Annotated in this window: 26 protein-coding genes and 3 pseudogenes; 8 read left to right on the forward strand and 21 right to left on the reverse strand. The window is 42.0% G+C overall.

Going from position 1 to position 25,101, the window contains the following annotated elements; all coding sequences use genetic code 11:
- The first annotated feature begins 63 nt into the window (after positions 1–63).
- Positions 64–387, forward strand: a complete 324-nt coding sequence (locus ACQCV8_RS02515) for a ribonuclease E inhibitor RraB (RefSeq protein ID WP_426842962.1) — start codon at positions 64–66, stop codon at positions 385–387.
- Positions 388–568: 181 nt separating this feature from the next.
- On the opposite strand, the gene ACQCV8_RS02520 is transcribed toward ACQCV8_RS02515, so the two are convergent.
- Positions 569–991, reverse strand: coding sequence for a hypothetical protein (locus tag ACQCV8_RS02520; RefSeq protein ID WP_426842963.1), 423 nt, complete (start codon positions 989–991; stop codon positions 569–571).
- 47 nt (positions 992–1,038) lie between these two features.
- On the opposite strand from ACQCV8_RS02520, the gene ACQCV8_RS02525 reads away from it, so the two are divergent.
- A complete protein-coding gene (locus ACQCV8_RS02525; RefSeq protein ID WP_426842964.1) occupies positions 1,039–1,224 on the forward strand; it encodes a hypothetical protein in 186 nt (61 codons plus the stop codon).
- A 34-nt stretch (positions 1,225–1,258) separates the two neighbouring features.
- Here ACQCV8_RS02525 and ACQCV8_RS02530 read toward each other — a convergent pair whose 3' ends face one another.
- Positions 1,259–1,705: a hypothetical protein gene (locus tag ACQCV8_RS02530; protein ID WP_426842965.1), complete on the reverse strand. Its 447-nt coding sequence runs from the start codon at positions 1,703–1,705 to the stop codon at positions 1,259–1,261.
- A 107-nt stretch (positions 1,706–1,812) separates the two neighbouring features.
- On the opposite strand from ACQCV8_RS02530, the gene ACQCV8_RS02535 reads away from it, so the two are divergent.
- The 4 genes from ACQCV8_RS02535 (at position 1,813) to ACQCV8_RS02550 (ending at position 5,021) form a co-directional block, all read left to right on the forward strand.
- Positions 1,813–2,139: a hypothetical protein gene (locus ACQCV8_RS02535; protein ID WP_426842967.1), complete on the forward strand. Its 327-nt coding sequence runs from the start codon at positions 1,813–1,815 to the stop codon at positions 2,137–2,139.
- On the forward strand, positions 2,139–3,398 hold the full coding sequence (locus ACQCV8_RS02540) for a glutathionylspermidine synthase family protein (protein ID WP_426842968.1): 1,260 nt from the start codon (positions 2,139–2,141) through the stop codon (positions 3,396–3,398). The genes ACQCV8_RS02535 and ACQCV8_RS02540 overlap by 1 nt, the downstream gene beginning before the upstream one ends.
- Positions 3,398–3,832: a DUF350 domain-containing protein gene (locus ACQCV8_RS02545; protein ID WP_426842969.1), complete on the forward strand. Its 435-nt coding sequence runs from the start codon at positions 3,398–3,400 to the stop codon at positions 3,830–3,832. Before ACQCV8_RS02540 ends, ACQCV8_RS02545 begins: the two co-directional genes overlap by 1 nt.
- 739 nt (positions 3,833–4,571) lie before the next feature.
- Positions 4,572–5,021, forward strand: coding sequence for a hypothetical protein (locus tag ACQCV8_RS02550; protein WP_426842971.1), 450 nt, complete (start codon positions 4,572–4,574; stop codon positions 5,019–5,021).
- A gap of 2,263 nt (positions 5,022–7,284) precedes the next feature.
- Here ACQCV8_RS02550 and ACQCV8_RS02555 read toward each other — a convergent pair.
- The 8 genes from ACQCV8_RS02555 to ACQCV8_RS02590 form a co-directional block, all read right to left on the reverse strand.
- Positions 7,285–7,479, reverse strand: a complete 195-nt coding sequence (locus ACQCV8_RS02555) for a DUF6440 family protein (protein WP_426842972.1) — start codon at positions 7,477–7,479, stop codon at positions 7,285–7,287.
- Between the two features lie 24 nt (positions 7,480–7,503).
- Positions 7,504–8,250 carry an ABC transporter permease gene (locus ACQCV8_RS02560; RefSeq protein WP_426842973.1) on the reverse strand — a complete coding sequence of 249 codons (747 nt, stop codon included), beginning with the start codon at positions 8,248–8,250 and terminating at the stop codon, positions 7,504–7,506.
- Positions 8,247–9,101, reverse strand: coding sequence for an ABC transporter ATP-binding protein (locus ACQCV8_RS02565; RefSeq protein WP_426842974.1), 855 nt, complete (start codon positions 9,099–9,101; stop codon positions 8,247–8,249). The genes ACQCV8_RS02560 and ACQCV8_RS02565 overlap by 4 nt, the downstream gene beginning before the upstream one ends.
- Before the next feature lie 173 nt (positions 9,102–9,274).
- Positions 9,275–10,273 carry a LytTR family transcriptional regulator DNA-binding domain-containing protein gene (locus ACQCV8_RS02570; protein WP_426842976.1) on the reverse strand — a complete coding sequence of 333 codons (999 nt, stop codon included), beginning with the start codon at positions 10,271–10,273 and terminating at the stop codon, positions 9,275–9,277.
- Positions 10,274–10,339: 66 nt separating this feature from the next.
- Positions 10,340–10,684 (reverse strand): hypothetical protein, encoded by a 345-nt coding sequence (locus ACQCV8_RS02575; RefSeq protein WP_426842977.1) that lies wholly within the window; start codon positions 10,682–10,684, stop codon positions 10,340–10,342.
- A gap of 75 nt (positions 10,685–10,759) precedes the next feature.
- A complete protein-coding gene (locus ACQCV8_RS02580; protein WP_426842978.1) occupies positions 10,760–11,056 on the reverse strand; it encodes a DUF2812 domain-containing protein in 297 nt (98 codons plus the stop codon).
- Positions 11,053–11,358, reverse strand: coding sequence for a PadR family transcriptional regulator (locus tag ACQCV8_RS02585; protein WP_426843357.1), 306 nt, complete (start codon positions 11,356–11,358; stop codon positions 11,053–11,055). Before ACQCV8_RS02585 ends, ACQCV8_RS02580 begins: the two co-directional genes overlap by 4 nt.
- A gap of 463 nt (positions 11,359–11,821) precedes the next feature.
- Entirely contained in the window at positions 11,822–12,424 is a 603-nt protein-coding gene (locus tag ACQCV8_RS02590) for a pentapeptide repeat-containing protein (RefSeq protein ID WP_426842980.1), read from the reverse strand.
- Between the two features lie 718 nt (positions 12,425–13,142).
- Here ACQCV8_RS02590 and ACQCV8_RS02595 point away from each other — a divergent pair.
- Positions 13,143–13,271 (forward strand): annotated as a pseudogene (locus ACQCV8_RS02595) (helix-turn-helix domain-containing protein); the annotation flags it as partial.
- A gap of 341 nt (positions 13,272–13,612) precedes the next feature.
- On the opposite strand, the gene ACQCV8_RS02600 reads toward ACQCV8_RS02595, so the two are convergent.
- From ACQCV8_RS02600 to ACQCV8_RS02625, 6 genes and pseudogenes are all read right to left on the reverse strand, one after another.
- On the reverse strand, positions 13,613–14,110 hold the full coding sequence (locus tag ACQCV8_RS02600) for an SMI1/KNR4 family protein (protein ID WP_426842981.1): 498 nt from the start codon (positions 14,108–14,110) through the stop codon (positions 13,613–13,615).
- 5 nt (positions 14,111–14,115) lie between these two features.
- Positions 14,116–14,484: pseudogene (locus ACQCV8_RS02605) on the reverse strand (sugar-binding protein); the annotation flags it as partial.
- Positions 14,485–14,556: 72 nt separating this feature from the next.
- A pseudogene (locus tag ACQCV8_RS02610) lies at positions 14,557–15,426 on the reverse strand (pre-toxin TG domain-containing protein); the annotation flags it as partial.
- Positions 15,423–15,734 (reverse strand): WXG100 family type VII secretion target, encoded by a 312-nt coding sequence (locus ACQCV8_RS02615; RefSeq protein WP_426842982.1) that lies wholly within the window; start codon positions 15,732–15,734, stop codon positions 15,423–15,425. The gene ACQCV8_RS02615 and the pseudogene ACQCV8_RS02610, both read right to left, overlap by 4 nt.
- A gap of 245 nt (positions 15,735–15,979) precedes the next feature.
- On the reverse strand, positions 15,980–16,495 hold the full coding sequence (locus ACQCV8_RS02620) for a DUF6933 domain-containing protein (protein ID WP_426842983.1): 516 nt from the start codon (positions 16,493–16,495) through the stop codon (positions 15,980–15,982).
- Between the two features lie 542 nt (positions 16,496–17,037).
- The gene (locus ACQCV8_RS02625) at positions 17,038–17,895 is read right to left on the reverse strand and encodes an alpha/beta fold hydrolase (RefSeq protein WP_426842984.1); all 858 of its coding nucleotides are present in this window, start codon (positions 17,893–17,895) and stop codon (positions 17,038–17,040) included.
- Positions 17,896–18,051: 156 nt separating this feature from the next.
- Between ACQCV8_RS02625 and ACQCV8_RS02630 the strand changes: the two genes are divergently transcribed.
- Positions 18,052–18,636 (forward strand): CGNR zinc finger domain-containing protein, encoded by a 585-nt coding sequence (locus ACQCV8_RS02630; protein WP_426842985.1) that lies wholly within the window; start codon positions 18,052–18,054, stop codon positions 18,634–18,636.
- A 668-nt stretch (positions 18,637–19,304) separates the two neighbouring features.
- Here ACQCV8_RS02630 and ACQCV8_RS02635 read toward each other — a convergent pair.
- The 5 genes from ACQCV8_RS02635 to ACQCV8_RS02655 all read right to left on the reverse strand — a co-directional run bounded on the left by ACQCV8_RS02635 (position 19,305) and on the right by ACQCV8_RS02655 (position 24,966).
- Entirely contained in the window at positions 19,305–20,243 is a 939-nt protein-coding gene (locus ACQCV8_RS02635) for an ADP-ribosylglycohydrolase family protein (RefSeq protein WP_426843358.1), read from the reverse strand.
- A gap of 582 nt (positions 20,244–20,825) precedes the next feature.
- Positions 20,826–21,257, reverse strand: a complete 432-nt coding sequence (locus ACQCV8_RS02640) for a YrhA family protein (RefSeq protein WP_426842986.1) — start codon at positions 21,255–21,257, stop codon at positions 20,826–20,828.
- 11 nt (positions 21,258–21,268) lie between these two features.
- On the reverse strand, positions 21,269–22,627 hold the full coding sequence (locus ACQCV8_RS02645) for a pre-toxin TG domain-containing protein (RefSeq protein WP_426842987.1): 1,359 nt from the start codon (positions 22,625–22,627) through the stop codon (positions 21,269–21,271).
- 543 nt (positions 22,628–23,170) lie between these two features.
- A complete protein-coding gene (locus ACQCV8_RS02650) occupies positions 23,171–23,566 on the reverse strand; it encodes a hypothetical protein (RefSeq protein ID WP_426842988.1) in 396 nt (131 codons plus the stop codon).
- 11 nt (positions 23,567–23,577) lie between these two features.
- Positions 23,578–24,966 carry a pre-toxin TG domain-containing protein gene (locus ACQCV8_RS02655; RefSeq protein WP_426842989.1) on the reverse strand — a complete coding sequence of 463 codons (1,389 nt, stop codon included), beginning with the start codon at positions 24,964–24,966 and terminating at the stop codon, positions 23,578–23,580.
- Between the last annotated feature and the right edge of the window lie 135 nt (positions 24,967–25,101).

The raw sequence follows: 25,101 nt of genomic DNA on the forward strand, positions 1-25,101 counted from the left end.
TTTTTAAAGAGAACGGGTTCCGTATAATTAGACATAAACAAACAATAGATGGGAGAATCCTGCATGAAATTTCCAAAAGATGAAGACGGCAAGATTTTAAAGATGCTCTATAAAGAGGGAGTGGACTTCAGCAAGCCTCAAAACGTTGACTTTTTCATTGCTGTCCCAGACCAGGTAAGCGGCCAGGCGGTTGCTGGAGCTTTGAAAGAAGAAGGGATTAACAGCGAGCTGGAAATGGATAGGGAATTGGAGGAATGGACCGTTGCTTGCTTTATTCAACTGATGCTTACGTATGAGAACATTACCGGGATACAGGAGCGTCTTCAGGAATTATGTGAGCCTTATGGGGGCGAGGTCGATGGCTGGGGCGTGATGATGGAGGATTGAGCTGGTTTGCTGGCTGGGATGGATTGGCGGACGGCGAGGAAGCACGAACCTTGTCGAAAAGTCGATGGGTGGGGTTTGATGATTGAGGATTGAGCTGGTTTGCTGGATGGGATGGGCATTGCGGACGGCGGGTGGACCAACCTTATCGGAAAGTCGATGGGTGGGGTTTGATGATTGAGGATTAAGCTGGTTTGCTGGCTGGGATGGGCATTGCGGACGGCGAGGAAGCACGAACCTTGTCGAAAAGTCGATATAATTTGATTTCGGTCGATTTATACAGATTTCGGCCGATATATTTCCATTTCGATCGATTTCCCGTCATTTTCGGTCGATAAAGCAAAAGTACGGTCGATATCCTGATAGGGCACCCTCCGGAATAGCTAAAACCATTTAAAAAACAGGCAAAAAAAAAGGAGGAGCATACAAATTGAGGAATCGCCCCCCAATAACGAAGAATCTGCTGTATAAAGACGGTAAAATCATACCAGCCATGGCCTTCCAACCGAAGAACCCAATGAACTCTGGGGTAGATTGTATCCTTCATCATCTGACCCTGAATCTTAATCACACCATCCAATCCCTCCATTTTTCCATAAGCATGCATAAAATGTCTCCTCCGCCACATCCTAAGCAAAAAAGGAGGAACGAATCATGAAGCTAAAAAAATGGATGACTTTATCGGCAGCTTCTCTTTTAAGCATAGGACTGCTTGCCGGATGCAATGCGCCAAATGATGAAGAAGAACCCGATCCGACAGAGGAGCCGTCAGAACAAAACGATGAGATGAACAAGAATGATGACAAGGACGAGCTGCAAGAAGAACAGGAAAGCAAGTAAACTGGAGAAGGCGGGTAAGACCGCCTTTTTTTAATTAAACCCTCTCCCCCGTCTCCCTCACATAAAGCACATACATCAGCCGGTCCTGATCCATTTCCGCACTCACTCTTTCGTATTCCTTTCCTTCCAGAACGAGATAGGTATTATCCAGGTATGAGAACACTTCGACATGGTCAAAGCACGGCAAAAACATGATTTCGGGGCTTTCTGCGTATTCTTTATAAAGACGGACCTCCACTCCGAGGCGCCGTTCGGCTTCTGCCTGGCGGAATGGCTTTTCGTCGTCGCTTTTTTTCACGTAAATGACGAAGCGGCTGTCTTTTAAAAAAGAGCTCGTTGTCTCATAGACGGTTCCTTCCAATATGAAAAAATCACAGTTCCGTCTGCAAAAGATCTGGAGCGGTTCCAGGTCATCAAAATGGTAGATAGCCGGGTAGCCTTGGGATGGATCATTCAAACGGTACTCTAGCTTTCGTTTCATCGGTCAGCACTTCCTTTCTTCCCTTATTATATATGGAAGAATGTGTTTTTTTCAGAAAAAATTATGATACACTTCATTAAGACGGTATTGAAAAGGAGGTCCAGCAAATGAGGAAGACGGAACGAATGATGAAACAAGTGCTCGTTACAGCGACAGCCTCCATATTCGCGATCGGGATGTCCGGCTGCTCCTCCCAGTCGGCCGACCGCCCTGATCCGCCGGATGATCAGTCTTGTGATGACTGGGAGTGGGATAACGAGTTAGAGGTTTGGGAATGCGACGATGACCGAAGCCCGCATTATGGCCACTTTTTTTACGGCGGCGCATTTTTTGCCACTGCGAATGCTTTGAAAAAAAGCTCCAAATACAAATCGTATGTAAAGGGCGGAAAATCCGGAATTGGAAGCGGAACGAGAGGCGGCTTCGGCGGATAATGAGAGCAAGAAACGCCAGTCATGAACAAAAGCGGCAGGCCTTTTACGAAACGGTTCCCGCCTTCTGGCACGACCTGTTCGGTGAGCCCTACGCCCTTTATGACGTATACAGCATAACCGAGGAAGAAGCGGCTGCCATCCGAACGGCAACGGACCGGATAGCAGCGATTTATGACAAAACCGCTCCCCTCCTCCGTTCACTGCCGGATGAGACCCTGACCGAGCTTGGAATCCCTGCAGAATCGATCCCATACATAAAAACAAAGCCCTTAACTCAGGAGGGAGTCATCCGGCGGGTGGATCTTGTCAAGACTCCGGACGGGTGGAAGCACTTTGAAATAAACGCCGATACTCCGACCTTTATTTATGAGCTGTTCCATGTAAACGGGCTTGCAGCCAGGCATTTCGGCTATAAGGATCCAAATGCCGGGTCCGAGCTTGTCCTGCAAACCGCCATCCGCCGTGCCGTCCGGGAGCTTTGGAACAGCCGTCAGGCTCCAAAGGTTGTTTTTACCGCCCACTCTGACCATGAAGAGGATTGGAACACCGCCCTTTACCTCGGCCGGACGTTTGGCTACTTGCACGAAACCATCCCTCTCGATCAGCTCCAGCTTATTGAAGAGGAAGGCCTGTTCACTCCTGATGGGAAAAAAATTGATATTCTGTACCGGCAAACCTATCCGATTGAACATTTGATAAACGACAAAAGCGAGGACGGCACAGCCATCGGCATCGAGCTGCTGAAGCTTGTCAAGGATGAAAAGCTTGCGGTGATCAACCCGCTCTCTTCTTTTCTGCTCCAGTCCAAAGCTGTCCAGGCGCTGATCTGGGGATTGCATGAAAGCAATCATGCGTTTTTTAACGAAACCGAGCATGAATGGATCCGGGACCACTTTCTGCCTACTTACCTGGAAAACGAGCCCTTCTTGAAAAAAGGCGTCAAATATGTAGAAAAACCCGCTTTCGGAAGAGAAGGAGATACCATCACCGTTTTCGGACCAGACGGCCAGCCGCTTGAAGCGAACAAGCTGAAAACCTATGATGATTCGCTAAAGGTTTATCAGCAGCATCAGGATCTCCCAGCCGCCGCGATTCAAACGCCATTCGGGAAAGAAACAGCCCGTCTGCTCATCGGATCATTTGTAATCGGGCAAAAAGCAGAAGCATTTGGAATAAGAGCCGGAAGCGCCATCACCGGAAACGAAGCCTGCTTTCTCCCGGCAGGCATCAAGCCAATCAAAAAAGGAGCGGATCAATAATGGACGCGTTGCTTCACACACTCACCTATTTAGGAATCGGGCTCGCCTTTTTAATCGCAGGCGCCTTCCTTTTCAGCATCACCACCAAAATGAGCGAGCGTAAGCAAATACTAGAGCAAGCAAATACCGCAGCCGCCATCAAACTCGGCGGCAAAATACTCGGACTCGCCGTCGTCATCTGGGCCGCCGCCCAATACTCGCTGAACCTTCTCGACTACACTTTATGGAGCGCATTCGGAATCGCCGCTCAAATCCTGTCATACTGGATCGTCGAGCACCTTCTCTTCCCGAAAATCTCCCTCGCCAGGAAAGTCGAGGAAGGGAACAAAGCAGTAGCCATTCTTTTGTTTATCATCTCAGTTTCAGTCGGACTCATCATTGCCGGCGCGCTTTCGTATGATGCAGTCTACGAGATGCTTAAGGATCAGGCTTAAGCAGGAGTTGGCGGTTGAGCAGTTGGGATTTGGCAGTTGGATGTTTTCTTGTAGTGAGACGTGGAAGGGGGATCCGGCCTTTCGCGTCTCTTTTTTGTGGTTTTTTGGCTTCGGATGAGTGTGCGGGCTTATTATTTACTTTTCCGCCTGTCTTTTGGGGGTTCTTAGGGTGTTTTGAGGCGGTATTAAGCAGGATTTCGGCCCGGGTTTGGTCCTGGAAATTATTTATTGTCCGTACTTTTGTTTTATTGTCCGTACTTTTGTTTTATTGTCCGTACTTTTGTTTTATTGTCCATACTCCGCATTATATTGTCCGTACTTTTCATATAAAGACTTTTCGACTAAATTCGACAGATTGGGCGGACTGATTGGTTGCCGGGTCCTTCTGTTTTGAGTTACAAGCTGTACTAAGTCGGTTAAACGATTCAGATTCCGGCTTGTTTGTTACCGGTTCCTTCTGCTTTTGAGCTGCAAGCTGGACCGAGTCGGTTGAACAATTGTAGTTTTATTAAAAAGATTGTCCATTTAAAATAAAGTTTGTTTATGAAACCTGTATTGATGTGCAGGATTTTTTCTAGTTCCACAATCGGGGCCAGATTATGGAGTAAATTGATATGAGAATATACGATTCAAGAAGAAATATATAATGGTTATACTATTAAAAAGGGCTTACATATGGAGGACTATATATTAATAGCCTAATTAAGTTATTAATTATGAAGAAAAGAGGGGAAGATAAGTGAAAGGTGAATTAGTAAGTCGTAAGATGGGTGGATGGTGTTGGTATGGTACTAACACATTTAGAGAAACAGATAATGTAGGTAAATTTATGACTTTTGTACAAGAGGATATTTCAAATGAAACGCAAGAATTAATACTTAAGGCAATCAAACAAGGTGTCACTCCATTAGTTAAACATACTGATCCAGATATGCTTGCTTTTAATCCATTTGCAAAGGATGGCTCATTGGTGATTATTTGGTATTCTACTGATGATGAAAAGGCTCTAAAGGGTGTAGCTAAATTTTTGGTTGATAATGGGTTAGTACCGAAAACTAAGGCCGGTAAATATTATAATATTTCATTTAAATATGACGAACAAACTCGAAATGGTAAATATGGCGATCAATTTAAACCGTCCATTTCTTTAAAAGATTTAATGGATTTGAATACTGGGGAATTCTATTAAATTATTTAAGTAACATAAAGGGGTTTACGATCACTAATTCTTTACTCTTTATATTGGAGCTGTATAGATAGGGAATGATCAAACTTTTTTATAAAAGAATGAGTCAATTAAAAAAATTTAGAGCGTGTTTTGATCATTCCTCTTTACAAAACACGCTCTTTTCTATGATCGTTTATCAAGGTTATTAATATCGATTTGATCAAACTTTATTTTAAAGCAACAACAATCCGGATTTCAGCCCGGGTTTGGTCCTGGAAATTTTTTATTGTCCGTACTCTTCGTTTTATTGTCCGTACTCTTCATTTTATTGTCCGTACTTTTGTTTTATTGTCCGTACCCCGCAATATATTGTCCGTACTTTTCATATAAAGACTTTTCGACTAAATTCGACAGATTGGGCGGACTGATTGGTTGCCGGGTCCTTCTGTTTTGAGTTACAAGCTGTACTAAGTCAGTTAAACGATCCAGATTTCGGCTTGTTTGTTACCGGTTCCTTCTGCTTTTGAGCTGCAAGCTGGACCGAGTCGGTTGAACAATCCGGATTTCAGCCCGGGTTTGGTCCTGGAAATTTTTTATTGTCCGTACTCTTCGTTTTATTGTCCGTACTTTTGTTTTATTGTCCGTACTCTTCATTTTATTGTCCGTACTCCGCAATTTATTATCCGTACTTTCCATATAAAGACTTTTCGACTAAATTCGACAGATTGGGCGGGCTCATTGGTTGCCGGGTCCTTCTGTTTTGAGTCACAAGCTGTACTAAGTCGGTTAAACGATCCAGATTTCGGCTTGTTTGTTACCGGTTCCTTCTGCTTTTGAGCTGCAAGCTGGACCGAGTCGGTTGAACAATCCGGATTTCGGCCCGGGTTTGGTCCTGGAAATTTTTTATTGTCCGTACTCTTCGTTTTATTGTCCGTACTTTTGTTTTATTGTCCGTACTTTTGTTTTATTGTCCGTACTTTTGTTTTATTGTCCGTACTCCGCAATTTATTGTCCGTACTTTTCATATAAAGACTTTTCGATTAAATTCGACAGATTGGGCGGACTGATTGGTTGCCGGGTCCTTCTGTTTTTGAGTTACAAGCTGTACTAAGTCGGTTAAACGATCCAGATTTCGGCTTGTTTGTTACCGGTTCCTTCTGCTTTTGAGCTGCAAGTTGGACCGAGTCGGTTGAACAATCCGGATTTCAGCCCGGGTTTGGTCCTGGAAATTATTTATTGTCCGTACTCTTCGTTTTATTGTCCGTACTTTTAATTTATTGTCCGTACTTTTGTTTTATTGTCCGTACTCCGCAATATATTGTCCGTACTTTTCATATAAAGACTTTTCGACTAAACTCGACAGGCTGGGCGGGCTCATTGGTTGCCGGGTCCTTCTGTTTTTGAGTTACAAGCTGTACTAAGTCGGTTAAACGATCCAGATTTCGGCTCATTGGTTGCCGGGTCCTTCTGCTTTTGACCTGCAAGCTGCACCGGGGCGCATCATAATCCGGATTTCGGCCCCCCGGGTTTGGTCCCGGAAATTTTTTATTGTCCCGTACTTTTGTCCTTCCGCCCAACCAATTATTTTCTCAATAGATTACTTCCAATTACGTCAACCGAGAACTCCTTCAGGACCCCACTCCGAATCTCTCTATGACACTGTCACCGCTTTGAACAGCTGATTGAAGCAGTTGATAAGAAACTTAGTGTAAGCTGTATGTCGGATTTTCCTGTGTCAATAAACGCTTCGCCTCGTTCCTGGTCGAGAGATTCCCTCATCCGGTTGGAGTATCAGCTCCGGGCATTTGCGTTCACAGCTTTCCGGATTGAATAAGAGATCGCAATGGAAATAATTTTTTTCATATTCAGCGCCTCAAGTCCTCTAATCTGTGTCCGACCATATAAACAGGAATGTACCCCTGTATGTATTCCTTCACCTGCCAATAGCCATAAATCCTGGGTCTTTCAAAGTGCTTTGGTAGATACATCTTTAAAACCTTTGACTTTTTTCGCAATGAAAAGTGACGATTTTTTCTCATGGAAATCCCGCCCTGATATGTCATGCTATTACAGTCCCACATCCCCCATTTAGGAAGTGATTTGCATGATTAAGTATACATTAGCTAATCTTATAGCGGGTGCTGTGGTTTTCGCACTTCTCGCTTACTTTCACTTACCCATCCATGCGAGGGATTACCTGGCTTTGATTTTCTGGATTCTGGTAGCCGGGAATGCTTTGCATTATATGCTGTTTTTGAGGAGGAGGAGATAGATAGCTCTCTTTTTACTTCTCCTCAACGGGTTCAACGATTACGTTTCCGTTTTCATCCAATAGCGGGGTGAGAGCACAGCCTTGAGAATTCCACGTATATAAATAGTTTACACCTGTTTCACGATCTACCCAGATATAGATTAAGCCTTGCTGAGAATTTTGCACGTGCCTTTCTTCAAAACGTTTTTCTTTTTTGCTTCGAAACATTTTCGTATCATTCCTTTCGAATTGTTAATGATCCAAGCCATTTTTCTTGTAAGCGTAAATGAAAATGCCCAGAGTAATAACGAACCAGCCGAAGAGGACACTGCTGTCTGTCAGGTTCCATTGGTATCCGCTTTCCGAGAAAATCCTGTTGGAATAGTTGGTTAACACGCCCGTATACGTGTAGTTTAGCATATCCGATAAATCCTCCTGTAAGAGTTTTATTGCCGGAACGGAGGTTAAAAGTAAGGTGATGGGCATGGTGAGCAGTGATGTTTGGGCCTGATTTTTTGTAAAAATGCCTATGATGTAGCCGATGAGCAGACTGATTATGCTAGCCGCAGTTGTAATGAGCAAGTAGCTTCCAAATTGAACCTCGCCGAATGAGGATCCGCTTACGGGAATCATCACTATATTCACGGTGATAAGGATCAGCAGGGGCGGCAGCAACGTGCCTATTAAGTACTCTAACCCGTTTACAGAAGAAGTCATCAGCACTCTCAGTGTGTTTTTTTCCTTTTCTTCTGCTAAAGGGCCGCTGCTCATTGAAATACCGGCTATGGCGATATTAAAAACGATTCCGAAGCTAAGCACGAATGCATTCGTTGAGAAGCTTACTCCGTTTTTGTTTACATCTAAGTCAGGCATGATATTTTTCAACGCAAAAACAAACCCTAATGCAAGGAGCGGCCCCAGCATGACACCCGTATTATTCAGTATCGTTTGAAGCTTCATTCCTGCGATGGCTCTGATTTTTCTGAATGAAACCTTCATAGTAATCCCCTCCCCGTTAATTCCAAGAAAACTCTTTCCAGCGTGGGCTCATTGGAGTGGATTGTGACAAGCTCATCATCTGCCATCCACCGGTTGATTGTTTCCCTTGATTCTTCAGAATGGGGCAGCGTAAATTCCCTCTCATCCTTTAATACAATATGGTAGCTTTTGTTTTGATTGTACTTAAGGCTTAGAGCCCTGGGAGAACCATGCTCCACAATGAGTCCATCATTCAGGAGGGCAACGTGATCGCAAAGCTTCGTGGCCTCATCCATGTTATGGGTCGTAAGGAAAATAGCGGTCCCGCTCTCTTTCAGTTCAAATAGCAGCTCATGAACGGCTGCAGCCGTGCTGGGATCCAATCCGCTCGTTGGTTCATCTAAGAAAAGCACCTTCGGCTGATGCAATAGAGCTCTTGCAAGAACTAAGCGCTGAGTCATTCCTTTTGATAATTGATTGGCCAATTTATTTCTGTGTTCAAACAACCCCACTCTTTTTAAAAGATGATCGATTCGTTCTTTCTCAACGCGTAAAATTTTCGCAAAAAGCTTTAAATTACTGTAGACGGTCATTCTTTCATACAATCCGCTGTTGTCTGTAACGATGCCTACCTGTTCATAAATCTGTTCATTTATTTTTTCAACAGGCTTACCTAAAACCGCTGCTGTACCCGAGGATTGCGCTAATTGGCCAGTCAAGATTTTAATCGTGGTGGTTTTCCCGGAACCAGAGGGTCCGAGAAACCCAAAAATTTCACCCGAAAGAACGGAAAAGCTAAGATTTTTCAGAGCCACTTCGTCTTTGAACGTTTTGCTGATCTGTTCAACGTCAATCACTGTCGTTTTTTCCATTGGCTTCTCTCCTTTTCTTTTTTAAGGGAGCGTTGTTTTACGCTGCCCCATCTGCTTATTAGTTTAGATAAAAGCAAAGGAAAAGTCGTAAAATTCCGTTGAACGGTACGTATAGAAAATTCAAATCCAGCAAAAAGAGGGTGAATTGAACTCATTTCACCCTCAACTGTACTCTAAAAAGCAATTAATTGTTTCATATCTTCCAAACGGTTCCGGGAAAGGGGGAGTTTTACGTGGGGATGGCCCTTTAAAATTAGCGTATAGCTATTTTTTGAATAACTGATCAGCTCAGACACCCGCTGCAGATTAACTAAGTATGACCGGTGACACCTGAAGAATCCAAATTTACTTAATCTTTCTTCCAGTTCATTCATCGTTAAATCGGTTGGGAAGTATTCATCATCAATGCGCAGATTGCTGACACTATTGATGCTTTCAATAAAATCAATTTCATCAGGGCTGAAAAAGATCGTCTTATCAGCCAATTTACACGTCACTTTAAAGACGTTGTTTGGCTTAATCGGCTTACTTTCATAGTCCTCCTCTGAATCAGACTCCGTTTCATTAGCAAGGTCTGTTCGCTCCAGTCCGGTGAATCGGTTATAGCGGTAAATTTCACTGCTCAAAAGCAGCAGATCTTCTATCGAATTGGACGTAAACAATGTGGCTGCATCCCCTACCCGAATCTGGGCCAATGCTTTTAAATACAAATCAATTCCTTCCCCTGTGGAATTGCTGAGAGGGTTCTCAATTAATAGAACATCCGGGGAAAATAAGAACATCCTGAATAAACTAACCCTTTTCTTCTGATCCCCTGTCAGCTTCTTGATTTTTGTCCGCCAAACATCCAATAGAGAGAATTGTGCAATGTATTCTTCAAGAGGGTGAGGAAAATCTGCAAGTTCTTTAAAAAAGTTCAGGTAGCTTTGAACCGATAAAGTCTCGTATAACCCATCATCTTTTTTATCGGATAAAATCTTTCCCGCTTCTCTTCGGATATGCCCGCTGGAAGGCGGAAGCTCTCCCATTATTAAATCGAAAAGGATTGCACTCTCTTCACTGGACATTTTTATTCCGATTTGGGAGGTTTTATCGACTGCTAAGTTTAGATTCTTTAAGATCGTACGATGGTCTTCCTGTTTCATCACGTTTTCTAATGAAATGAATGACATGCTATACTCACTTTCTTTTTCTTATTTATGTACATTATACTTTAAGGCCCTGCTGCGATAGAAATTTTAGACCCTATCCTTTCTCATTTTAAGAGAAAAAGACTGAACAGTCCAAATAACCGCTGGAAACGCAATGCCTCCGATCACCATACAACCCAGCAAGCGGACAGCATGGATATCAAAAAGCAAAAATCCAAAAACAGCTGTCAAAAAAACACGGATTGGTATGATGTATGACACATAAACAAACGTTTGTTTATGGTTTGCCTTCCATTTGTTCCTGGCTGCTGCGACGGCCGTCCAGGCTGACGGAATGGCTATTACACTGAAAACAATCGATGCTGCAGAAAGGAATGAGTTTAAAACACCAGAGCTTACCACGGACCCAAACCATAAAAGTACGGTTGCCAAAAACAGGGGCACCGCTAGCTTATTGATGGGACTTGCTGAATTTTCATACTTCTCAACAGTTGTTTCCCGGTCCGTTTAGATTGGCTTTGTGCCGGGTTTTGCCCGGAATAGATGGACGTCTCCTTCTGAGGCTATATGCGACCAGCCGGAGGATGAAAAAAATTCAGCATATTCCTCTTCCTCCTCCTCTTTAATTGGACGATAATCTATACTGTAAATGCAATCTAAGCTTTCGCCTTTTTCAAGCACATACCCCATGAACGAAAAACCGCTGACATGCCAGCCCCTTAAGGAAAACCGCCGTAATTTTTCCATGTCCTTATCCTCAGAGAACGCCAATCCGCCTGACATCATATATTTGGTACGTTTCATTCTTCTTCCTCCAATCCAGCTTCCGCTAGTGCAATCATACGCTTTCTTAGCTTTACATCTTCATTCAGGACGTCTCTGCCCTTTTCCGTTAGGAGATAAGTTTTGCGCCTTGAATCCGATCCATCATGCAAATAAATCCACTCTTGCTTTAACAGCTTTTTAATAATGGTGTACATCGAAGCAGGACCGATTATTACTGCTCCTTTTGTTGTCTCCTCAATCAGGTTCATAATTGCATAGCCATGCCTTGGCTTAGTCAATGCAGCCATAATATAAAACATCGAATCTGTTAATTGCTCCATTCTGGCCAATTGATCACCTCACCTATCACTTACAGATATATCGTAATGTGATATATCTGCCCACCCGGAATATATCACTTTATGATATAAATGTCCATATTTTGTTTTATTTTATGAATCACTCTGTTAAACTTGGCTGTAGATTTCCGCTGCAGACGTTAAATGTGCAATAAGTTCCGTGTTATAATAAACCCACAGTTGGTCATCATACACTTGTAATCCTACTCAAAAACCATTGGAACTTATTCTAATAAGACAGCTTTCTCCTTCTAAAAGATTAAAACCCTCTTCATCCAAGAATGCACAATACTCAAAATCAATATGTTTTTTGATATTACTAACCATCAGCATAACGTATCTCTCCGTTATTTAGTGGTCTCATTCTAAGTACGAAGTCTATTTGAGAAGTTTGTAAATGAAGCTGCCACATAGAGTGCATGCTCAAGTTCCCCGAAAATATTTACTATACTCTTTTGTGTATCCAATCTATAGCTTTTTCCCCATACAATATTATTGGATTTTCTTGAGTACCAATGTTAATGCTTTTAATAAAAGCCTCTTTTAAACCCTTAATCCCTGCCAGTTTTGCCCCTTTTAACAAAGTCTCTTCAAAAGAAGATAAACTTATGTCTACGTTTGTTAAATTTGCATTTTGAAAATCAGTAAGAAATAGAGACCAGGAAATTAGCTTTGAGTTTACTAAATGATCCTTACAAAATATTGCTTCAGAACAATCTGTTTTAGCAAATCTAGCATTTGTGGCGTTTGCATTTGTCAGATCTGCATATGATAAATCTGCCTTATAAAAATCAGCATTCACTAAATTTGTATTTCTTAACGTTGATGAACACAATAATGATGAGGACATATCTATATTACGCAGATCCATCCCGTCAAAAATCCCCCCTGTCAAAATTGTTTGATTTAAGGGATAACCTGTTAAATCCAAATCTCGAAAATCTATTTCATCAACACTTAGCTTTTCCCCTTTATTCCCTACTGACTCAATCCAGACTTTATGCAATTCTATAAGTTTTACAATCTCTACGCGATTAAATACTTCCAATTGTTAGCACCACCTTTATTCATACCGAATTACTTTACCTGAAGCTCCTATATCTGTTATAGCTTTCTTTAGTTGATCAGTATCCTCTGAAGATAAATCTCTTGTATCAATTATTACGCAATGTCCTCGATCGAATTCTTCGTTTATTTTTCTTATAGATTTTTCAACTGTAAATGCTCCTTTTTTTGGAGAGGTATGACCATTAGGATATGAAACGAAACTTTTAAAATCCCATTTATTTCCTGTATTGACGTTTATAAATTCGGTACCTTTATCAGCATCTTGATCTCTTACAATTTTGCCTAGTTTACCTTGATTTCGATTCTTCTCCCATGTGATGGGTCTTTTGCTAAATCATCTAACTCCTTATGTGTTCTTCCCAAGTAAACCCCCACATTTATTATCTCTCAATGAACCCTTTAAAAGGATCCTTAATTTTTAATTCGAACCCCTCTCTCACGCCACTCAAATGGTATATCCTATCATGAGGTCTCGATTCTCAAAGTAGTCATATTTTCTTTCTCCCACTTAAATTATTACGAAAAAAACCTTGAAAGGCATTTGGCCAATCAAGGATTAGAAGGTTAACCTATGTTCGGATCATCACATTTCCCAGCATTAGGTCATATTATTTCTTCTATAAAAAATTTCATCCAATCAATCATCCATCACATGTTGTTAAGTATTTTTTGTTAAGCGAGTAAGAGTTCATTTCCAAACAGGGCTGCGGCCCAATACGATAAGTCACCTTTGTTCAGACAATGTGGACAGGGTTTATCTATCGACACTAGAAACAGTTTGCAAAGTGTTAGACATCGACATTCAGGAGTTAATTGAGGTGGAGTAGTCCTCTTGCTCTAGTAATTGTTCTATGTACGTAAAAGTTGCGAAAATATTTAAAAGGCAGGGAGAAAGCGAAGGTATAGCTTTGGAGAATAAAAATGGTGGTAACTAATGAAATTATGGTTATTTGCTTAACAAAATAAAGAATAAATAGGGCATACGTTTAAAAGGTGTTGTACGTACTATATACTTCGTAAAAACATAATACGGGGCTTACTGGAGTTACTCATATTCTCCACATAAAAAATGAACTATTCGTCACTGGGTAGCCCCACCAACAAAAAAGAAACCTTGAAAGGCATAGTGCCAATCAAGGTCAACTTTTTTCTTTATACAAATTATTGGCTATTCAATATCATCATATGCATCACCTAGGGAGATAAAATCACTTCTTAGCCAATACCAATATTGCCCTTTATTTTTTATAAGTCGTTCAAGTAAATCAGTAAACGAAGTAGCTATTATCTGGGACTCACCTACAAGCCCATGGAGGTCAAAAAAACTATCGTAGCATCTACCTAGTCTATCTTCTTTGAGGTCAATCGTTAAGTAATCATCCGTTCCATCATTACCAATAATATACCAGTTAGATGAAATATCTTCTTCACATAATTCTCCTACAATTATTGGATTTGCTAATACAAACTTATCAGGAGATACAATATAAATTGGATATTCCTCATTTTCAAATAGAACTAATCCCCCACAAAGACTATAAAACTCTTTTAAATCATTAGGTAAAATATGCTTTTCTTCATCAATAATGGGTATTCCAGAAGGCTCAAAGATACGACAATGTGGTAAAGTCTTTATTTGTGTGAGCAACTGCTTTATCTTTTCCATTAGCTTCACTCCCGATAATTATATTTATTAAAGGAATTATAATATTCTTGTCTGGCTGATTTGGGAACAATTGCAGCATCAAACATTCTTTCTGTAAGTTCTTGTATCTCCCTTGGAGAGACTGATTGCCAATCAATTTTGCCTCCAACCTTCTTACCTGTTTTTTCATATAACCATTCTCTATAAACAGCTTTTGTAGCAGCATGTTGTTCTTTTGTAAGTGCTACTGTTGGGGTATTCCCACCTCTACTTACATAGTTTGGAACATTATATTTAGCCCAAACATCCATAACACCATGATGATTTTCTAGAGGTGAATTACTAGGTCGATATGGCACTACATCATTAGGTTTAACAGTTTTATCTATACCCTTCCCCCTACCCTCAACCTTCTTCGTCTCCTTATTCAAGACACCCCACAAGTCATCCCCTTTTCGGACCAGCTTAGAGCCGCCTTTGATAAGGAAGCCGCCGAATAGGCCGAGAGCGCCGACTCCCCTGGTGATGCTGTCTACTTCTTTTTGCGTGATGGGGTTGAAGCCGGTGGCTGCTTCGACGCCTCCTTTTATGTTGGAGCTTACGGGGAGGAGGTCCGCAGCTTCTGAGGCGATTTCCCGTTTTTGTTCGATGTTTTCGATTTTTTCTCCGGTGAGCATGTGGCGCCCTGTCATGAGTTCAGATGTTACTTTATACGCCGAAATTCCCGGGAGGAAGTTTAAGATGACGGAACCTTCCTCAACTTTTTTATTGAATTCCTTTACGCTTTTTTTCTTTGCGACCCATTTCTTTTGAATCTTTGGGATTTTTTCAGCGAGCTGGACCTGCAGCTTCCCCTTTTCATCTTTATACTCCCGGACAATCTGGCCGTTGTTATAGACGTAATAGGTGCCGTGAAGCTTAGGGTCCGCACTTTCAATCTGCTTGGTTTTGGCCACCCGGTGTCCCATTGGGTTCACCAGCTCCCCGTCCTCCACATGCACATGGGTTCTTTTCCATTCGATGATCGCCTGCGGGTTCTTTTCAATTGATTGGGGGATGGCGCCAGGGTTTTCGCTGAAAAGGCCGGAGGCATCCTGGTCGGTTCCGAGCATGGACTCCCGGGCGATGAAGATGTTTTGATGGCCGCTATCCAGCTTTTCCACATAGCTTTTCAGATGCTTTTCTACGTCCATTTTAGCATTTTCAATGGCGCCGTTGCTGACATAAGCGGAAGCGCCTTCAAGAATGCGTTTGGCTTCTTCTCCGTACCCTTTGGCCGTGCCGAGTTTCTGAGCCATGTTCAGCAGGTCATCTGCGTTGATCAGGATCTCCGTCATACCTGACTGTACTCCTGAAGCAGCCGGCTGATTTCCCTGTCGATTTCATCCACCGTCTCTTTGCCCGCCTGGTCCATATTCGTCTCCAGCTGCTTCAGCTCGGCGGCCACTTCTTTATAGGCTTCTGCAGCCTTGCCTTTCCAATCGGATGCATACTGGTCATTGACATAATGAAGACCTTTCTTTGCTTTTTCGAGCTCATCCAGCCCTTCCTCAACATCCGCTTTGTAGTCCCTTAAAGATTCTATCCGCCTGCGGATCTCTTCCCGTTCAGCCCGCCGCGCCTCCATTTCCAGTACATCCGGCAAAACGTTTCACTCCTTTAAAATCAGGCGTGTCCTCTGTCTGCGGGGAATCTAACGGTGTGAAGAATGAGAAACAAAACGCCATAATCGGTCAAACTACTTCTTTGTTCCACAAATCACGAAATAGTAAACATTTTTTTCCAAAAATGTCATTCTACAAAAGTAAGCAGTCCGGCGGCTGTCGGACTGCTTACTTTTATCTGTTTTATTCTCTTTACTCCTCATTAATGGATGGGATGGTCCTGAGATTAAAGCTGATCTGAAAACTTCGATAAATCCTGATACATCACCTCATTTGGATAAAAATAATTACCACTTCCATCACCAACCAACATCGAACTGACCCGCTTGCTCATCTGCACTTGGATGATCTCGTTCGGATCCAGGTACTCATCGCAAAAATAAATCATTTCACAGGCTTTATTTAACCTCGCAACCAGCTTTCGATTCTTTGTTTTCGTAAATGTAAGGCTGGATGACATGCTCAGATATCCTCTGATGATCTCTTCTTTAATTGACTCTGCTTGAAACACTTCACTAATCGCTTTCACAATCAATTGGTCCACATTCTTCTTATCCTTTGCCTTCATTCCGTAAAGGACGATGGCGTAACGGTTCTTGTTGTTGCAAAGCACAAGGAACTTGTACCTGCCGATCTTCAGCATGTTGGCGTGCCACGACAGCAAAGGGTTTTCTTCTTCAGCCTGCTCCACTGGTGTTACCTTCAGTTCATCTAGCAGCTTTTTTGTGCATTGGATAAGCATGGGGCTCTCCTTTATCTATAGGGTTTTATGGGATTTTTTATAATCGTACCATGAATCAATGAGAGACGCAGGCCCTGTGTCCAATAGACAGGAGGTGAATTCATATGCTGTTTTTGCCACCTTCCTGACAGTCGACTTCATTCGCTGAAACACTTTCCCACTTACTATAGAGCTTCTCCTCTCCTTTTGTTTATCTGAATACGCAAAAAAGCAATCCAGTGATTTCCTGGACTGCTTTTCGTTTCTACAGGTCTCCTTCTTTCAGCGCTTTTGCAGCACAGAACTCTTTAGCCTATTAAGGTACATGTTTAAAGTAACGTTTTTATTTTTTACTATCCCTTTTCCATACACTTTCTCCGTCAGTTAAAAAAACTGCACTTGGCGGATCATCATAAAGTGAAATTTCCACTAATGAACCTTTCTTTGCAATTATATAAACGACTTTCCTCACTAGTAGGATACACTAAAATATCAATTGAGCCGCCTTTGATAAGGAATCCATATTTTTCTATTTCAATAACTTAAAATGAATTGTTCTCCCATTACAGACGGTCTTGCAAGAACTGTTTAATTAAATTAGCGCTTGTTTTCAAATCTTCCTCTAGTGGGAAATGGCCAGTATTTAATAAATGCACTTCGCAGTCATCTAGATCCCTCTGAAATGCTAAAGCACCTTCGGGTCCGAAAAACATGTCATTTTTGCCCCATATTGCTAGTGCAGGCGGCTGGTATGTCCTGAAGAATTCCTGCCAGTTTGGATACTGTTTTACGTTGTTTCTATAGTCATATTGCAAAGCAAGCTGTATCTCGTCATTTCCGGGACGATCCAAAACAAACTGATCCATATTCCAAGCGTCCGGACTAATATGTTCAGGGTTACGAGTACCGTTTGTATATTGATGCTTTGTAAAGTCTGCAGATAAAAGGAATCTAATGTTATTCTTATTGTCCTCATTAGGATTATCCCAATATGTGCGTACAGGGTCCCAAGCTGGCATTAACCCCTCCTCATAAGCATTTCCGTTTTGGGTTACAATGGCCTGAATACGCTCAGGGTGTTCGCATGCCAGCCTGAACCCTACGGGAGCACCATAATCATGGACGTAAATACTAAATTTCTCTAAGTTTAATTGCTCGACAAATTCATTAATGAGAAGGGCATAGTTACTAAATGTGTATTCGAACTCATTTATTTCTGGCTGATCGCTATTCCCAAAACCCGGATAGTCTGGTGCCACAACATGAAATTTCTCCATTAATTCCGGTATTAAGTTTCTATACATATGCGAAGAGGAAGGAAAACCATGAAGCAGCAAAATTGTGGGATTTTCCTTTTGACCGGCTTCCCGATAGAAGATATTTACACCCTTAACACGAACAGTTTTGTGACTGACCATCATATTACCACCTCATACATTTTTATTTTGGATTTGATATTTAAATCGGATTATATAACCTCTAAAAATTATTTTAGAAGTTATAATTTAGGTTACATGACTATTTATAACTTGTCAAATTTATTTTAGTGGTTATAATTGTGGTGAGGTGATAAAATTATGGATAAATCAATATTCACTTTAGGTGGGACTTCATGGATCAACCTTGTCAATACCATTTACATCTCTAATAAACAAGAGATTGACATCTTAGCTACTGAATCAAGTGCGTTTCAATGGATGAAGGAAAATAATCTATTGCGAGAGTCTGATATAGTAGCTTTAGAAAAAAAAGAATTACTGGATTCCTTAATTGTTGAGCTTCGATCAATCCGTACTCTTTGTACCACCGTATTGTCTGAGATCGAACAAAGAGGAGAGCTTTCGCTAAATACAATCAATAGAATAAAAAAAGCTGTCGAAAAGCTGCAAGTCAGCCTAACCATACATTCAGATAGTGAAAAATTGAAGATGACAACTGAAGGGGAAACCGTTGAAGATCACGTAATGTACAACATCATGGATTCTATTATGAATACGTTTAAAAAACCTTCTCTCGAGCGTATTCGGAAGTGTAATCATGAAGAATGCAGACTCTATTTCGTCGATACATCTAAAGCAGGAAAGAGACGCTGGTGCAGCATGGAATTATGCGGCAACCGCAAAAAAGCAGCCGAGTTTTATTCGAAGAAAAAGAAACAGTAATCCTAGCAGCAATTTATCTGGTCAGGAGACGACTAAAAGATTTTGTTTGTCACACCATGGGCATCTATTCAGAATGATTAAAATAAGATGCTGAAGTACGAAAACTGTCCCATGCTTCAAATAAAACATCCTTAAAAGAGATACAACGTCAAAGAAATCCTATTTAGCAATTGCCCCTGATCGACAGCCTCATGGTTAGTGACAGCCTCAAGGTTAGTGACAGCAGTAAATCAGGCGAATAATACAATTAGACTTCTTCAAGGTTGAGCCCGCGCCTGAATAATCCAAGTATTAAAAATAACAGCAGAGAATTACTGGACCAATCATAATAAACTCGTTACTTGAGTATGTGGTATTTTTCGTGTTATAAAAATACAAAGGAGTGATAAATTGGGTTTTAGAACGATGTTATTGGTCGCCGTATTAATCGGATTTTTCACTGGTTTTTTACGGGCTGGTTCAACGACAGAGTCTATGATTTGGTTGATCCTTGGAATTTCTGGGGTGCTTGGTGTATTAACCCATGGAATGAGCAGGGAGGAAACAATGAGTAGGATAAGAAATCTATTATCTTAGGAGAAATTCAGTAAATAAGCACAATTCCTCGCCTTTTATTGATCTATATACGCAAAAAGCAGTCCGGTGATATCCTGGACTGCTTTTCGTTTCTACAAGTCTCCTTCTTTCAGTGCTTTTGCAGCACAGAACTCAAAAAATCGGTTTAGAAGAACATCTATGTCTTGTTTTCTTGCAATTGCATCCATCCAGCCGGAGGGAATGTCCCTATAATAGATTCCTGCTAACGTCCCTGTTATGGAGCCTACCGTATCTGTGTCGTCTCCCAAATTTACCGCCTTTAAGACTGCTTCCTGAAACGAATGTGAATGTCCGAGTGTCCATATGGCGGCTTCCAAGGAATGAACGACATATCCATCAGAGCGGATCTCCCCTTCTGGCAAATGAAAGAATTCGCGGTCAAATAGTCTGGAGTATTCTTTAAGTTCCTCCCTATATTCATGCCCTTCATCATAATTTTCAATAAAAAGCTGTTTGATTTTGTTTAAGGCCTCTTCCAGAGAGATGTGGTCAATTAACTGCAGCAAAAGTTCAACATAAATGATCGACCCGACAATAGACCGCGGATGAGCGTGGGTGACTTCTGTATAGTTCCTAATGATGGCTGCTCTCTCACGAAAATCAGGATGATGAAAGAGAACAAAGGCGATTGGAGCGATCCTCATCAAAGCCCCATTCCCATTATCATACTCCCGTTGTCCCCCGCATTCCTCCGGGGAAAGTCCTTCTCTAAAACGCAAAATCGCATCCTTCGTCGCAATTCCGATATCAAACATCTCACCAAAAGGCGTCCAATACCCTTGTTCACTATACAAAGCAAATTTGGTCATTAAGTCAGCCATGTTCCCGTTCTCAATCAAATTTTCTATTAAACACAAAGTTAGAGATGTATCATCGGACCATGTGCCAGGGGGCTGGTTATACGTTCCGTAGCCAGTAACCCCATCCACCTGAAACGTTCCTCTCTTTTTGAATTCTACCGGAACGCCCAGAAGATCCCCTATTACGCCGCCGTAGAGGGCTGCCATCATTTTCTTGTATTCCAGACTTGCTTCTTTCAGTGGGAGCACCTGCCTGTCTACTATAATTGAGAAAGCTATGAAAACTGAGTTCTGAATATCTTAATTTAATTTTATACCAAAGCATTTGTCTTGTCGCTTGTGGTTAAGGCAGCCTCGGTGGGCAGGCCGTAGATGACTTTTTCAGTTTTGCTGAGGATTTCCATGCTTTATAGGCGTCCAGGGAGTGGGTGGCGGCGTTCATGCGTTTTTACACTTGGAAGAGTAAGAAACATCCCGATCCATTAGGCCACCAGTGCCGGGTAAAAGCCTTGAAAGTTTCCCAGCCTATTCGTACAAGTTTAATAACAGCCCGGCGGTTTCCGGACTGTTATTCTTGACTGTCTCTATCTATCGCTCCTTTCTATAATAGCTTTTTATGATTAAGCAACGGTTTTATTTTAGGATTTCTCTTTTAAACCTATTTCCCCATTAAAAATGTCCAAAATGCCCATCAGGTGCAATATAATTATTTCACTTCGATTGACTTCATTCTTTCCACCAACTTTAAAATCAATCTCTTTTTACTTTTGTTTAATTTTTGCTATATAAAGTCTATAAAACATTCTTTATGGCTTCTGTTACCATTGCTTGGAAGTTGATATATTTTTCTAAAACTTCCCCACTTGGTTTATCTAATTCAAGGTATACACGTTTGTCAACGTCTAGGCAATACCATGAAATATTTGCATCACCAAAAAATAAATAATTACTTTCCCACTCATTTTCACGCCAAATTTCATTAGCCGCGATAAAGCCATTATTCTCATCATTGAGATCTGCATTATAGATTACCAACCCATTAAACTCTATCCCATTAACTAAATTTAGTAATTTTTCATATTCTTCTATAGATACATTATCCATGACGCTTTTTGCAATCCACTCTTTTATAGCTGCAATATTTTCAACATTTGCTGGTTGCATAATTGATTTTCCATCTTGTTGTTTAATTTTTTCAATCTCCATTAGTAGATCCAAAATCATGTTCTCTCACCTCATTTTTTAGAAGTAGGATATATAAATCCTTCAGGGAGCGGCCAGTTAATTATAACTTGTTCTCCAACCTTTAAACCTTTAGTTAAACTTTTTTGTGAATTAGTTAAAACTTTATGAAATGGATCATTCTCTATCAAAATAAGATTCTTAAAATCATTTGTACCTCCATCATCTAAAGGCAACTTGTGATGAACCTGATATCCATCTGGCACTAATCCATTTTTTAGATTTTTTATATCTATGTCAGTTAAACCAGCATTAATTAATTGTTTTACTTTTTTCTCATCATTCACAATATCTTTCAAAAATAACTTCCGCACAGAACTATTAAATTTATTTCTTAATTGTTTAAATTCTTGTCTATCACGTTTAGTATAGATTATTTCCTTTTCAACAATATCCCTCAATAGAATATCTTTTCCTTTTAATTTACCCCTATGTTCAGTTAACTCAATCATATCCCCAAGCCGCTTCTTCTCCACATCCACAACTGGTATTCTTACACCATTTGCATCCATAGAGTAAACCCGGACGGATGAAGGTACATTGATATTTGCCATCTTCTTTGTTACTTGATTTACAGCTCCTTTTGTGTGGGTGGCCAGTTTATTGGCTGCATTGGCGGAGCTTCGAAGGGCGTCTTCTGCTTTAGAGCCTACCCGGTTGCCCATTTGTTTCAGCGTCTGATTCGCTTTGCCGGTTTGTTCTTTGACGTACGCCGTACTATAAGGCGCCTTATCCGCTAATTTCCTCAGCCCGCCTTTATCAATTATGTGTGCCGCTCCCCCTGCAGCCCCCATGGTCAACCCGCCCCAGAGTGCGTTCATGCGTTGTTCCTCTGTCAGCTGGTTGCCGAACATGTCGGTGCCGGTGCCGAATTCCCAGGCGCTGTTGCCGGTGTAGAGGCCGTAGATGCCTTTTTCGGTTTTGCTGAGGATTTCCATGCCTTTGGTGGTTTTGTAGGCGTCCAGGGAGTGGGTGGCGGCGTTCATGGTTTTGGCGGGTTTGGCGGTTTTGACGATGGCGGCTCCGCCTTTGATGGCTCGGCCTGCCCATCCGACAACAGGGATGAAGCCGGCAGCTGCCATGGCGCCTGCGGCTACGCGCTCGGCCTCGGAGAGCTTGCGGCCGGTTACGGGATCGACCCCGGTTGTGGCGCGTACGGTATCGTTGTAGCCGCTGACTTCTCCGGCGAACACCTTTGTGCCTTCCCATGCTTTTTCGTACCACGGTTTGTTTTTCTCGGCTTCGATCCGGGCCTGCTCCTCGGCGATCCGGGCTTTTTCGGCGGCAATTTCTGCGCGGACCTCGTCCGCTTTTTTCTCCCGGTACTGGAAGGCGTTGATGTATTCATCCATTCGTTCCCGCGCATCATAAGCCCACCAAGTATAGCAACAACCATCAAGTGGCTCATTAACCCGCATTTGATGGCTTTCTTATCCGGAAGGTGGCTCATTACCTCTGCAATATTCAAGAGGATTCAAGTTAATGCTGAAGAGGTAATAAATTGGGCACAAACCCGTCAGTTCCATGACCGTCAGTCAATAATTAGCTTGCACATAAGAGCCCTCACAAACAACTTTATTTTATAAAATGGAAAAAGAAGCACGAGAACCGTCCCGGTGCTTCTTAAAGGCAGAGAGAAAGCGAAGATATTGCTTTGGAGAATAGCAATGGTGGTAACTAATGATTATATGGTTACTTGCTTAACGAAATAAAGAGTAAATAGGGCATACGTTTTAAAGGTATTGTACGTACTATATAATTCATAAAAACATGATATGGGGCTTATAGGAGATACTCTTATTCTCTGCATAAAAAATGAAATATTCGTCACTGGATAGCCCTCCAACAAAAAAGAAACCTTGAAAGGCATTAAACCAATCAAGGTTAAATCAATTTTATTTAAATCCTACTCTTACTTCACCATCATGAAATATTTCAATAACATATCCTGAAGATGGCGAAAATATCCATGTATCAAAACTTACAGCAGTAACATCATCTATAACTTTAAATACTTTATCTAAAGTAGATTGAATAATAGGTAAAGTCCCTTCGTCCCAAATTACATAAACAACATTACTGTATTCATCCACGTTTTGGTCTAAAAAGGAGATTATCTCATCGACTGCATTCACTTCAGCATGACTAGACACTTTCTCCCATTCAATACGCCCCCACTCAGCAAATGGAAAGGAATTTTCAAAATCACTTAATATTTGGTCTCTATTATTATCAGAAAAGACATGTACATCCTCACCTAGTGCTTCAATACACTCATCAAATAAACTCATCTAAAGTCCCCTTATCTATTCAAATGTTTTAATAAAGATTTAAAGGTGCTTTCATTACCCTCAAACGGTATAGCGATTTTTCGGGCATTAGCCCCTTTACCATTACGAAAATCCTCAATATTTATATGTGTCCCCTTATTTGGATCATAATCTAATCTCCATCTTACTTTTCCGTCAGCAGACTGCCTACCAACAACTTGACCATATCCAGCACTTGACTTAAGCGTACCTGTATATGGCTGTGAGTTTGGACCTAAATCTCCAACTAAGTCTAGTGCCTTATTTCTAGCTTGTTCAAATGTTTTGACCTTATCTAATACTTGTTCTCCTTTTCCTATACCCTTATTTACCTTCCCACCACCAAAAACATCCTCAAGCTTCCGGCTCTCCATACTTAGAGCTTTGACGGATTCCCCAGTTGTAGTAACGACCTCTCGCCTCACTACCACTGGAACATCTACCTTAGCCAATTCCCTGCCCGTTGCTGCAAGAGCCCGCTTAGCTGCGCCTGGGGTTTCTTTGATCAATTGGTGGGCTTTCGTGCCAACTTGTTTTCCGATTTGTTTCATGTTGTTCTGTGCTTTTGCGACGTAGTCTTTTGCGTACGCCGTACTATAAGGCGCCTTATCCGCTAATTTTCTCAGCCCGCCTTTATCAATTATGTGTGCCGCTCCCCCTGCAGCTCCCATCGTCAACCCGCCCCAGAGTGCGTTCATGCGTTGTTCTTCTGTCAGCTTGTTGCCGAACATGTCGGTGCCGGTGCCGAATTCCCAGGCGCTGTTGCCGGTGTAGAGGCCATAGATGCCTTTCTCGGTTTTGCTGAGGATTTCCATGCCTTTGGTGGTTTTGTAGGCGTCCAGGGAGTGGGTGGCGGCATTCATGGTTTTGGCGGTTTTGACGATGGCGGCTCCGCCTTTGACGGCTCGGCCTGCCCATCCGACAACGGGGATGAAGCCGGCAGCTGCCATGGCGCCTGCGGCTACGCGCTCAGCCTCTGAGAGCTTGCGGCCGGTTACGGGATCGACGCCGGTTGTGGCGCGTACGGTATCGTTGTAGCCGCTGACTTCTCCGGCGAAAACCTTCGTGCCTTCCCATGCTTTTTCGTACCATGGTTTGTTTTTCTCGGCTTCGATCCGGGCTTGCTCCTCGGCGATCCGGGCTTTTTCGGCGGCAATTTCTGCGCGGACCTCGTCCGCTTTTTTCTCCCGGTACTGGAAGGCGTTGATGTATTCATCCATTCGCTCCCGCGCATCATGGACGTCATGCTTTTTGTAGGCTTCCACGCTGAAGTTCATCGGCTGGGCCGTTCCGCCCTGAACCGTGGATTCAATGATGGCGCCGTATCCGATTTGAATGGTCATCATGGCTTTTGTGACACCGTCTGTATAGGCGGGAGTCATCACTTGGTCATCAGATTATTTTATATTTCCTGTTCCTTCGTTTGTAAAAGCCCACCAAATATAGCAGCAACCATCAAGTGGCTCATTAACCCGCATTTGATGGCTTTCTTATCCGGATCAGGTGGCTCATTACCT

The organism is Metabacillus sp. 84, assembly GCF_050107715.1.
GTDB lineage: Bacteria > Bacillota > Bacilli > Bacillales > Bacillaceae > Metabacillus_B.

Bases quoted from the DNA above. Each gene is read 5' to 3' on its own strand.
- ACQCV8_RS02560 (WP_426842973.1), bottom strand. From the start codon at position 8,250: ATGAAGGTTTCATTCAGAAAAATCAGAGCCATCGCAGGAATGAAGCTT.
- ACQCV8_RS02540 (WP_426842968.1), top strand. From the start codon at position 2,139: ATGAGAGCAAGAAACGCCAGTCATGAACAAAAGCGGCAGGCCTTTTAC.
- ACQCV8_RS02530 (WP_426842965.1), bottom strand. From the start codon at position 1,705: ATGAAACGAAAGCTAGAGTACCGTTTGAATGATCCATCCCAAGGCTAC.
- ACQCV8_RS02585 (WP_426843357.1), bottom strand. From the start codon at position 11,358: ATGGAGCAATTAACAGATTCGATGTTTTATATTATGGCTGCATTGACT.
- ACQCV8_RS02525 (WP_426842964.1), top strand. From the start codon at position 1,039: ATGAAGCTAAAAAAATGGATGACTTTATCGGCAGCTTCTCTTTTAAGC.
- ACQCV8_RS02600 (WP_426842981.1), bottom strand. From the start codon at position 14,110: ATGGAAAAGATAAAGCAGTTGCTCACACAAATAAAGACTTTACCACAT.
- ACQCV8_RS02580 (WP_426842978.1), bottom strand. From the start codon at position 11,056: ATGAAACGTACCAAATATATGATGTCAGGCGGATTGGCGTTCTCTGAG.
- ACQCV8_RS02625 (WP_426842984.1), bottom strand. From the start codon at position 17,895: ATGATGGTCAGTCACAAAACTGTTCGTGTTAAGGGTGTAAATATCTTC.
- ACQCV8_RS02620 (WP_426842983.1), bottom strand. From the start codon at position 16,495: ATGCTTATCCAATGCACAAAAAAGCTGCTAGATGAACTGAAGGTAACA.
- ACQCV8_RS02535 (WP_426842967.1), top strand. From the start codon at position 1,813: ATGAGGAAGACGGAACGAATGATGAAACAAGTGCTCGTTACAGCGACA.
- ACQCV8_RS02655 (WP_426842989.1), bottom strand. From the start codon at position 24,966: ATGACTCCCGCCTATACAGACGGTGTCACAAAAGCCATGATGACCATT.
- ACQCV8_RS02565 (WP_426842974.1), bottom strand. From the start codon at position 9,101: ATGGAAAAAACGACAGTGATTGACGTTGAACAGATCAGCAAAACGTTC.
- ACQCV8_RS02570 (WP_426842976.1), bottom strand. From the start codon at position 10,273: ATGTCATTCATTTCATTAGAAAACGTGATGAAACAGGAAGACCATCGT.
- ACQCV8_RS02650 (WP_426842988.1), bottom strand. From the start codon at position 23,566: ATGAGTTTATTTGATGAGTGTATTGAAGCACTAGGTGAGGATGTACAT.
- ACQCV8_RS02555 (WP_426842972.1), bottom strand. From the start codon at position 7,479: ATGTTTCGAAGCAAAAAAGAAAAACGTTTTGAAGAAAGGCACGTGCAA.
- ACQCV8_RS02630 (WP_426842985.1), top strand. From the start codon at position 18,052: ATGGATAAATCAATATTCACTTTAGGTGGGACTTCATGGATCAACCTT.
- ACQCV8_RS02635 (WP_426843358.1), bottom strand. From the start codon at position 20,243: ATGATGGCAGCCCTCTACGGCGGCGTAATAGGGGATCTTCTGGGCGTT.
- ACQCV8_RS02545 (WP_426842969.1), top strand. From the start codon at position 3,398: ATGGACGCGTTGCTTCACACACTCACCTATTTAGGAATCGGGCTCGCC.
- ACQCV8_RS02515 (WP_426842962.1), top strand. From the start codon at position 64: ATGAAATTTCCAAAAGATGAAGACGGCAAGATTTTAAAGATGCTCTAT.
- ACQCV8_RS02520 (WP_426842963.1), bottom strand. From the start codon at position 991: ATGCATGCTTATGGAAAAATGGAGGGATTGGATGGTGTGATTAAGATT.
- ACQCV8_RS02640 (WP_426842986.1), bottom strand. From the start codon at position 21,257: ATGATTTTGGATCTACTAATGGAGATTGAAAAAATTAAACAACAAGAT.
- ACQCV8_RS02645 (WP_426842987.1), bottom strand. From the start codon at position 22,627: ATGGATGAATACATCAACGCCTTCCAGTACCGGGAGAAAAAAGCGGAC.